Annotated in this window: 11 protein-coding genes and 1 pseudogene; 9 read left to right on the forward strand and 3 right to left on the reverse strand. The window is 48.7% G+C overall.

Annotated elements, in window-relative coordinates:
* Positions 1–223: pseudogene (locus tag WG8_RS27880) on the forward strand (A/G-specific adenine glycosylase); the annotation flags it as partial.
* A 152-nt stretch (positions 224–375) separates the two neighbouring features.
* On the opposite strand, the gene yiaY reads toward WG8_RS27880, so the two are convergent.
* On the reverse strand, positions 376–1,530 hold the full coding sequence (yiaY, locus tag WG8_RS03755; protein ID WP_007428762.1) for an L-threonine dehydrogenase: 1,155 nt from the start codon (positions 1,528–1,530) through the stop codon (positions 376–378).
* 162 nt (positions 1,531–1,692) lie between these two features.
* Here yiaY and WG8_RS03760 point away from each other — a divergent pair, with 162 nt between their 5' ends.
* Positions 1,693–2,571 carry a helix-turn-helix transcriptional regulator gene (locus WG8_RS03760; RefSeq protein WP_007428763.1) on the forward strand — a complete coding sequence of 293 codons (879 nt, stop codon included), beginning with the start codon at positions 1,693–1,695 and terminating at the stop codon, positions 2,569–2,571.
* Between the two features lie 97 nt (positions 2,572–2,668).
* Here the strand turns inward: WG8_RS03760 and WG8_RS03765 are convergent, their stop codons facing one another.
* Entirely contained in the window at positions 2,669–3,166 is a 498-nt protein-coding gene (locus tag WG8_RS03765) for a DinB family protein (protein ID WP_007428764.1), read from the reverse strand.
* Between the two features lie 146 nt (positions 3,167–3,312).
* Positions 3,313–3,927 carry a superoxide dismutase gene (locus tag WG8_RS03770; RefSeq protein ID WP_007428765.1) on the reverse strand — a complete coding sequence of 205 codons (615 nt, stop codon included), beginning with the start codon at positions 3,925–3,927 and terminating at the stop codon, positions 3,313–3,315.
* 524 nt (positions 3,928–4,451) lie between these two features.
* Between WG8_RS03770 and WG8_RS03775 the strand changes: the two genes are divergently transcribed.
* From WG8_RS03775 to WG8_RS03805, 7 genes are all read left to right on the forward strand, one after another.
* On the forward strand, positions 4,452–4,877 hold the full coding sequence (locus tag WG8_RS03775) for a GNAT family N-acetyltransferase (RefSeq protein ID WP_007428766.1): 426 nt from the start codon (positions 4,452–4,454) through the stop codon (positions 4,875–4,877).
* A 129-nt stretch (positions 4,878–5,006) separates the two neighbouring features.
* Complete coding sequence (lepB, locus tag WG8_RS03780; RefSeq protein WP_007428767.1) at positions 5,007–5,591, forward strand: signal peptidase I; 585 nt, start codon at positions 5,007–5,009, stop codon at positions 5,589–5,591.
* Between the two features lie 93 nt (positions 5,592–5,684).
* Complete coding sequence (gene rnhA, locus WG8_RS03785) at positions 5,685–6,122, forward strand: ribonuclease HI (protein WP_007428768.1); 438 nt, start codon at positions 5,685–5,687, stop codon at positions 6,120–6,122.
* A gap of 102 nt (positions 6,123–6,224) precedes the next feature.
* Complete coding sequence (queG, locus tag WG8_RS03790; RefSeq protein WP_007428769.1) at positions 6,225–7,922, forward strand: tRNA epoxyqueuosine(34) reductase QueG; 1,698 nt, start codon at positions 6,225–6,227, stop codon at positions 7,920–7,922.
* A gap of 107 nt (positions 7,923–8,029) precedes the next feature.
* A complete protein-coding gene (locus WG8_RS03795; protein ID WP_007428770.1) occupies positions 8,030–8,284 on the forward strand; it encodes a YneF family protein in 255 nt (84 codons plus the stop codon).
* A 54-nt stretch (positions 8,285–8,338) separates the two neighbouring features.
* Positions 8,339–8,932 carry a GTP cyclohydrolase I FolE gene (folE, locus tag WG8_RS03800; protein WP_007428771.1) on the forward strand — a complete coding sequence of 198 codons (594 nt, stop codon included), beginning with the start codon at positions 8,339–8,341 and terminating at the stop codon, positions 8,930–8,932.
* A 197-nt stretch (positions 8,933–9,129) separates the two neighbouring features.
* The coding region (locus WG8_RS03805; RefSeq protein WP_007428772.1) for a lipoate--protein ligase family protein at positions 9,130–9,737 on the forward strand (608 nt) is incomplete at its 3' end.

Genomic DNA, 9,737 nt, shown 5'->3' on the forward strand with positions numbered 1-9,737 from the left:
GGGCGGACAACCGCTGGCTGCCGAGCAGCGGGCAGACTACAGCACCGGAGCAAAGCCGGATGCGTTGATTGCGCTGGCAGAGCTGGGGGTGCAGACCCGTTCAGGGCTGCCAGCGGGATACCGCTGGATCAGCGAGGCGGATATGGACACCATGGCGTTTCCCAAGGTGTTCCTCGATCTGATCACCGAATATTATGCAAAGCAAAAAGGGACCTTGGTGTAGGTCCCTTAAAGCTGCCTGGAGAAATCCCGGCAGCTTTTTTGTTCTTTTCTCGTTCAGCCTGACATCTCATAAGAATAACGATATGTATAGACCATCGCTATTCATCGTTCGTAATTGAGATCTTTGTACAGTCTTTGATTACATGGCCTTGATTACATGGCCTGTTCAAAAATGGCGATGACTTCTTGCTGCGTAGGCTGAACCGGATTGGTTACGCCGCAGGCATCTTTAAGTGCGTTCGCTGCGAGTACGGTGAAATCTTCGCGTTTGACACCGAGCTCTTCCAGACCGGACGGGATGTTGACACGTTTAGCCAGCTTCTCGATAGCCTGCAGAGCGAGGTTGGCACCTTGCTCCGGTGTAACACCGTCCGTATTCTCGCCGAGCGCACGGGCGATATCGGTGAGCCGTTCGGCGGATACCTTGGCGTTATAGCGCTCTACATGCGGCAGCAAAATGGCGTTGCAAACGCCGTGTGGCAGATTATAGAAGCCGCCAAGTTGATGTGCCATCGCGTGAACAAAGCCCAATCCGGCGTTATTGAACGCCATGCCTGCGAGAAATTCAGCGTAGGCCATTTGGCTGCGAGCCTCTACGTCGTTACCGTCATCGACGGCTCTGGCCAGATTGTCCCGAATCAGCTCGATTGCTTTGATCGCACACGCATCTGTAATAGGTGTAGCATTGGTGGATACATAAGCTTCAATAGAATGAGTAAGCGCATCCATCCCTGTTGCAGCAGTTAATGACTTGGGCATAGCCATCATCAGATCAGGATCATTGACAGCAATGAGCGGTGTCGTGTGCTTGTCGACAATCGCCATTTTGATATGGCGCTCTTCATCCGTAATAATACAAAACATCGTCATTTCGCTAGCTGTTCCTGCCGTTGTATTAATGGCAATCAGAGGGAAGGAAGGCTTCGTGGATTTATCCACGCCTTCGTAATCACCAATTTGGCCGCCATTGGAAGCCAAAAGTGCGATACCCTTGGCACAGTCATGCGGTGATCCGCCTCCAAGCGAAATAATGAAATCGCATTTGGATTGAATCAACAACTCCAGGCCCTCGTTTACATTTGCAACGGTGGGATTCGGCTGTGTACCACTGTATACGACGGATTTAACGTTTTGACCATCCAGCATACTTATTACCTTTTTCACAATGCCAATATCAACTAAAGGCTTATCGGTTACGATCAATGCATTTTTATAGCCCAGCTTGCCAATTTCCGTACCTGCATTCGCCAATGCGCCTGAGCCCATAAGACTCATATTCGGCATCATGAATTTCGAAGTTTCTGTCATCGTATGCATCCACCTTTAATATTATTTTGAGTTAAATCGAGGTATAATGATGGAGTTAAAGGATCTCATTACCATCCTTATATCCTTATCATACTGCTCCATATTGGGGGGAACTAACGAATTTTATTATAAAATATCTTGATTTTTAAAAGGGTGAGATGGATGGAGCATGCCAAGACTTTAGGAGACTTTAATCGTTATAGTGAGCTGCAGTATGGATATGAAACCGATCTGATCCGGATTTTATATTATGATCTTCCGGAGAACTATTACGAAAAATATGCTTCATATGAATATCCTAAGCTGTGCACCATTCTGGAGGGAAGGAAAGAGGTCAAAATTAATGAAGCAGAGCATTTTGAATACGATGCTCAAGAAATTATCCTGCTTCCTCCACAGTCCAGCGTTGAAATGAAAATCAAAGAACATACCAAGGCACTGGTGTTTGAATTAAGCGATCAGTTAATGGAACGGTTGAGGGGTGTGGTAGAGGAGGAATTTCAGGTTTCGGAAAGTGTTCCTGCTCATTCGGTGGTTCGCTGTGAGTTGAACGAAAAGACGAATTTACTTACAGCCTCCATGGAACGGATCAAGCAGTATATGGAACAACCTGCCGAAAGAAAAAAATTCCTGATTGATCTGAGCGCTCAGGAAATGGCCTATCATTTGCTACAGATGCAGGTGCTTGAACAAAATTTGCTCACGAACGACCGGCATCCAGTGTTCCGCGCGATTCGCGACATTCAGGAACAATTGCCCGGCATCAGGCATGTGAAGGATTTGGCGGATAACTACAACATGTCACATGCGAATTTTACAAATCAGTTTAAGAAAATAACAGGCTTGACTCCGCTTGACTATATTACGAATCAAAAAATGCAGCTCGCCAAGCAATGGCTCCAGCACAGAAACGTAACGGAGGTCGCCTTTGATTTGAATTATGAGAGCGTTTCCTATTTTATCGGTCTTTTTAAGAAGAAATACGGAATTACACCTAAACAATACCAGATGAGTGTGCAGCGGCAAGCAGTCCTTTCATAATGTGAAAAATATAAAGGCAGGGTCGTCCTATAGTGTTAAAACTACTGAGGGACGGCCCTGCCTTCATATAGATATGCATTTTCTCTGCTTTCGATCTTTAAAGCGAATTGGTACGACCCTCGATCTCAATCAGCCCTTTGCCGATCAGATTGGCCGAAACCGGAGGCTTCCCGAGCTCACGGGACCATACGGACAACTGTCCGATATGATGAATTTGGTGGGCGATGGTATGGCGCATCACTTCACCCCAGGCATCGATCACAATCCTGCCGTCCGGGAGGTGATCTTCATACGCTTTTCGTTCCAGCCCTTCATGCCAGGTGAGCACGAACGGCTCGACATCAAGTCGAAACCTCGCATCCAGCTCACGGACTTTATCCAGCGTAGCATAGTGAGAGAAGTCCTCCTGAAAATCAGGCTTGCCCTGGATCGTTTGAATCCAGCTCCATTCCACATCGACGATATGAAAAAGCGTCTTCAAAATACCGCCGACACCGCCAACCCGTTCTTTCAGCAGTTCCTCCTGCGGCACCTCTTCACACCAGCGGTACCATTGTTCCCGCACCATCCAGTTGTAACGAAAAAAAGTCTGCATCCATAACCTCCAGCATTGTATTTGAGAAGCGTCGCTAATGGTCGGAGTTCTTTTATCCATCCATTAAATCGAAAAGGCTGTCTCACTCGTAGAAACTCTACTTTGGAGACAGCCATTATTATAGGGTAGTGATGTTTGTTACTGGCTTATTTCTTTGCAGCCGCGTAACGTTTGTTCACTTCATCCCAGTTGATAACATTGTAGAATGCTGCAATGTAATCTGGGCGTTTGTTTTGATATTTCAGGTAGTAAGCATGCTCCCAAACGTCCAGTCCAAGTACTGGAGTCAGACCTTCGAACAGTGGGCTGTCTTGGTTAGGAGTGCTAGTGATCGCCAGTTTGCTGTCTTTGCCGACAACCAGCCAAGCCCAGCCGCTGCCAAAGCGTGTTGTAGCTGCTTTAGTGAAGTCTTCTTTGAATTTGTCATAGCCGCCCAGCTCGTTATTGATTGCATCAGCAATGGCACCCGTTGGTTGTCCGCCGCCATTAGGACCGATAACTTCCCAGAACAGGCTGTGGTTATGGTGTCCGCCACCGTTGTTGCGAACCGCAGTGCGGATGCCTTCAGGAACGCTGTCCAGATTGGAGATCAGATCCTCCAGGCTTTTGCTTTGCAGTTCAGGAGCGCTCTCCAGAGCTGCGTTCAGGTTTGTAACATATGTGTTATGGTGACGATCATGGTGAATTTCTACTGTCAGCGCATCAATGTGCGGCTCCAGTGCGTCTTTCGCGTAAGGAAGTTCTGGTAATTGAAATGCCATAGTAAATCCCTCCTGGTTATATGGTTGGGTAAGGTATTCCTATGTAATAATACCCTCTACAGTTATATTAAACCGCATTCAGGCTATTTTATCAACATTTTTGTTTGTAAAATAGCAAACTGGGAATCACGACCTAGCAGCTAGCATGCCCAAAACCCGACTGGAATACACAAAATATAGGTAATAAGAGGGAAAATATGAGATGCAAAAATGTAAACGCTTCATATACAGCGCTTACATGAGAAAAAGGGATGTATTCCTATTAAAAGTATGGTTTAATGGTCAAGGAAGCAGAAATTTCGGCTTTTTTGTCGTCTGCTATATCATTGTCATGTCTTCGGACCTGACGATTTGAGGGTACATACCCTTCTTTTCCTGTTCTTCATTTCATATATAGCAGATCGTATGCATTTTTATCATAATGCCTCGTGATTAACGCCATGCTAAGAACTTTAAGGATTTATGTAAAAATGACGGTGCTGTCTCATTTTTTAATTATGCTTACGAAAAGGGAGATATAACTTATGCACGTTCGTTCCTTTCAATTAAGTGATGTGAATCCAGTAACGGAACTCATGCAAATAGCCTTGTCAGAGGAGTGCTACAAGGAGACGGTGGGCGCTTTTGCACGTCAGCTTTCGTGGGATTCCGGTTTGATCGTCGTTGCGGAAGAAGAGGGAGAGATCGTTGGCGCCCTGATTGGCACGATTGATCAGAATCATGGTTGTTATTATCGTATTGCTGTTCACCCGGATCATCGTCGGATGGGAATTGGCAAGTCGCTTGTGGAATCCATGGAGCAGCGTTTTCAGCAGCGTAAGGTTAGCCGTATTTTGGTAGCCGGGGACAAGCATAACAGCGCGGCCATGCCTTTGTATGAAGCGATGGGCTACGGAGCGAGCCAGATTTTACAAACTTTTCAGAAACTCAGTATTTTGACTCCGCATTAATGGCAATCGATATAAAGAGAATTGAATATCTTTGAGGTTAATACTTCCATTTAGAGCATATCTGAGTAACCGTTGCAATCGGGTACGGGATATGCTTTTCTATTTATAGCAGGGTTAAGGAGGATTAATATGGACGCTTTGGCGCCTTCGTCAGGCCCAGTTCCTTCACCGGGAACTTCCAAACAAGCAGGTCGCTCTGGTAACATACGCGATTGGCTGGTCACTCTTCTGATTGCGATGATTGTCTTGCTGCTTCTGAACCTGTTCGTGTTTAATCTGTCCACAGTCAGGGGACACTCGATGCAGCCGACGCTCATGGAAAGCCAGCATCTGTTCGTTAACAAGCTAGTTTACAATTTTCATGATCCGGGCAGAGGAGACATCGTGATTTTAAAAGATCCCGACTCCAAGCCGACCAGCCCGAGGTTTTTAGTGAAAAGAGTGATAGGCACTCCCGGGGACGTGATCCGGGTTGAACATAATCTATTGTATGTGAACGGTGAGCTGCTAAATGAGCCTTACACCAGCTCCAGGGTGGAGGATGGTGATTACGGCCCTTTTACGGTGGAGCCGGGTCACTTTTTTGTCATGGGAGATAACCGCCATACTGCTGCAAGCAAGGACAGTCGCTATTTTGGCAGCATTAAAGCTCAGGATTTGCTGGGGCGTGCAGAGTTTATATTTTGGCCGATATCCGAGTGGAAGTGGCTATAGAGGAACGATAATTGAAATCAATGCGTAAGCGCGTGTGAACCGATCAGGATCAAGATGGAGCAGACGGTTACGTATCAGGAAAGGAAGAGGAATATGAAAGAAGTGATGGTATATACCGATGGCGCTTGTTCGGGAAATCCGGGCCCTGGGGGTTGGGGTGTCGTTTTACTGTATGGAGAGCATCGCAAGGAACTGTCGGGAGCCGAGAAAATGACGACAAATAACCGCATGGAAATCAGGTCCGTGATCGAAGCGCTGAAAATGCTCAAGGAGCCATGCCATGTCAAAGTACACAGTGACTCTGCCTATGTCGTCAATTGCTTCAAGCAGGGCTGGATTAAGAATTGGCTCCGTAACGGCTGGCGCAACAGTAAAAATCAGCCTGTTGAAAATAAAGAGCTGTGGGAAGAATTGTGGGCATTGATGGGCAAGCATGAGGTTGAATATGTAAAGGTGAAGGGACACAGTGACAACGAGCTGAACAATCACTGTGATTTCCTAGCGACCAGCGCTGTTAAAAATTTACGGTAGCATCTGCTGTTATTTTCTGTTGAAATTTAAGATAAGGGGATTGTTGCAAATTCCTCATATAGGTGATTATGTACGAAGGAATGAAAGAGAGGTGAGTATCGGATGCAACACGAGCTAATTCGGGCGGCTGCCGGAACCGCTTCGACCTGGGCATCACTCAAGCAGGAGATCATCGAGGCGGCTCCGGGGCTGGGTATCGACTCCATCGGGTTCGCATCCGCCGACCCCTTTCTGTCTCTGAAAGCTATATTGGAAGAGCATCGGGCCAAAGGCTATGAATCCGGCTTTGAGGAGCCGGATATTGACAAGCGGATTTATCCGGAGCTGTATGGCTCACAGCCTGCATCCCTGATTGCCATTGCGGTGGCGTATCCTGCCAAAATGAAGAATCCGCCGAAATCGGACAAGGGCAAATACCGTGGTATTATGGCACGTTCGGCCTGGGGGAAGGATTATCATCTTGTGCTGCGCGAGGCGATGGAAAAGCTTGAGGCTTTTATAAGTGAGCGGGTGCCTGATGCGATAATGAAGAACATGGTGGATACCGGGGAACTGTCGGACCGAGCAGTAGCGGAACGCGCAGGTATTGGCTTTAGTGGCAAAAACACAATGATGATCTCACCGACGCTGGGATCATGGATTTATCTGGGCGAATTGCTGACGAACATTCCTTTTCAACCAGATGAACCAGTCACGGATGGCTGCGGGGAATGCACCAAGTGCCTGGATGCGTGTCCTACGGGCGCGCTTGTGGGACCCGGGGAGCTGAATGCCCAGCGGTGTGTGTCCTTTTTGACACAAACGAAAGGCTTTCTGGATGAAGAGTTTATGCTAAAAATAGGGAATCGGCTGTACGGATGTGATACCTGCCAAATGGTATGTCCCAAAAATCGGGGTCTCAACTGGGATCATCATCCTGAGCTTGCACCTGATCCCGAAATTGTGAAGCCGCTGCTGCTGCCGTTGCTGGATTTGAGCAATCGTGAATTCAAGGAACGGTTTGGACAAAGCGCGGCAGCCTGGCGAGGGAAAAAGCCGATTCAGCGCAATGCGATTATCGGGCTGGGCAATTTCAAGGATATCAGTGCCGTACCCAAGCTGACGGAGGTTCTGCTGGATGATCCACGCCCCGAGCTTCGGGGCACGGCGGCTTGGGCTTTGAGCCGAATAGGAGGAGAAGACGCTATGACAGCGATCAAGCAAGCATCTGAGAAGGAACAACATGAGCAAGTACGCGAAATGATCGCACAGGCGCATTCCAAACTGGAGGAGCAACAGCAAGTAGAACAGGGTCCAACCACCATTTATTATGATGAAATGGAGACACCTGTGGGCACTTTGACGCTATGCGCAACGGATCGGGGGCTGTGCCGAATAGAGTTTGGCGTTTTTTATGCGAAGGAGGCACTGCTTCAGCAGTGGGCCCGAACGTGGATCGGGGAATATGTCTATGTGCAGCAACCGGAAAAACTGCGCGAGGCCGCGGATCAACTGCGTGAATATTTTGCCGGAGAACGACGGGAATTCAGTATAGCCTATGATTTGAGAGGGATTCCCTTCCAAGAGCAGGTATGGCATGCACTGCAAAATATTCCGTATGGACAGAGCGTGTCCTACAAGGATATTGCGGAGTCTATCGGGCGAGCCAAGGCCGTACGTGCAGTCGGCGATGCGATCAACAAAAATCCGCTGCCCATCCTGATTCCATGTCACCGGGTATCAGGTGCAAACGGAAGTTTGGTCGGTTATGCCGGAGGCCTGCCGGTCAAGACGAAGCTGGTGGATTTGGAGAAAGAATAAGGACATATGTTTGCAAATTGTGATTTGCTAGCTGTCCCATGTTTTGCTATGATAGGTTCGTGTGTAATGCATGATGTTTCATATAAATATACAGAGGTGACGACTTCGTGGTGTGGAATATTGTCATTCCGATTATTACCCTGATTGTTGGTCTGGTTGGGGGATTTTTCATCGGTGCTTATTATCTTCGCAAACAGCTTGAGAAGATGCAGAACGACCCTGAAACGCTGCAAAAAATGGCCAAGCAGATGGGTTACAACCTGAATGGAAAACAAATGCAGAGGGCTCAGCAGATGATGAAGAACCAGCAGTTCTCCAAAAATCAGCCTGGTGCGCGTAAAAATCAGGGCCGTCGGAAATAATGAGCAACGTGAGCACGGATGTCGCATGAGGTTGCTGCATAGAGGAGGATTACTGTGGCTGGCGTAAAAGATTATATTAACCGCAAAGCTGCGGATAACCGGGATAAAATCGAGTACCATGTGGAGCAGATTTTACAACTGATCGGTGAGGACCCCAAGCGTGAAGGACTGTTGGAAACACCGGCACGCGTAGCGCGCATGTATGAGGAAATATTTGCGGGTTATGAGGTTGATCCCCAGGATGCGCTGGGTGTGACATTCGACGAGAATCACGAGGAGCTTGTGATTGTGAAGGACATCGTCTATTACAGCCAGTGTGAGCACCATATGGCCCCTTTCTTCGGAAAAGTGCATATCGGCTATGTACCTAGCGGCAAAATTGTAGGATTGAGCAAGCTTGCCCGTCTGGTGGAGGCTGTGACCCGCCGATTGCAGGTGCAGGAGCGGATTACATCACAGATCGCGGATATTCTGAATGAAGCGGTTTCTCCTCACGGAGTTATGGTGGTCGTGGAAGGCGAACACTTATGTATGTGTGCAAGGGGTGTCAAAAAGCCTGGCAGTAAAACGGTAACGTCTGCGGTACGCGGCTCGTTCCGTGATGATGCCGCACAACGCGCCGAATTCCTGTCCCTGATCAAGGAATGATCGAAAACGGCTTGACGGTTATGTGATGAAAAAGGGTGGTTTACGCATAGGCGTAGCCACCCTTTTTTGCTAGCCCCCTTTTTGCTAACATAGGAATAGACGGATGGACGGATACAACATTCAACAGCGCAGCATAGCTGCCTTAACATTTACGATTAGCCTATGCATAACAGTGATTTTAAGATAGGGGATACCATATGGAGAACGTACATAGCTCAGCAGAAAAAACAACGGCTTTGCCTGATTTGCAATGGTATGAAGCGCCGCTGACCGATACCCGGATGGACGTCTTGTCTCCGCTGGCCTGGGAGGAGCTGGCCTGTCGGCAAGTCGGTAAGGGAGCTGCACCTGTTTTGCATCTGTGGCGGCATCCGTCTGCGCTGGTCATCGGTCACCGGGACCGCAGGCTTCCATACGCGCCGCAGGCGATGGAGCGCGTGCGCAGCGCCGGAACCTCAGTATGCGTGCGTCCCTCGGGCGGAGCAGCCGTCATGCTGGACAGGGGGGTACTGAACCTGTCCCTGATCCTGCCGAATCCGCAGCGGGCGATTAGCCTGAATGAGGATTTCCGGCTCATGGCGGGGCTGATTGCCGATGCGCTGGCCCCGTGGTCTGCCGAGGCGCAGACCGGGGAAATCACCGGGTCCTTCTGTCCCGGTGATTACGATGTCAGCGTCCGAGGCCGCAAGTTTTGCGGCATTGCGCAGCGGCGTCAAGCCAAGGCGTATATCATCACGGCTTTCGTGATGATTGAGGGCAGTGGTGCAGAGCGTGCCCAGGCGGTGCAGCAGTTTTATGCGGCGGC

The sequence above is a fragment of the Paenibacillus sp. Aloe-11 genome, from assembly GCF_000245715.1.
Classification (GTDB): Bacteria; Bacillota; Bacilli; order Paenibacillales; family Paenibacillaceae; genus Paenibacillus; species Paenibacillus kribbensis.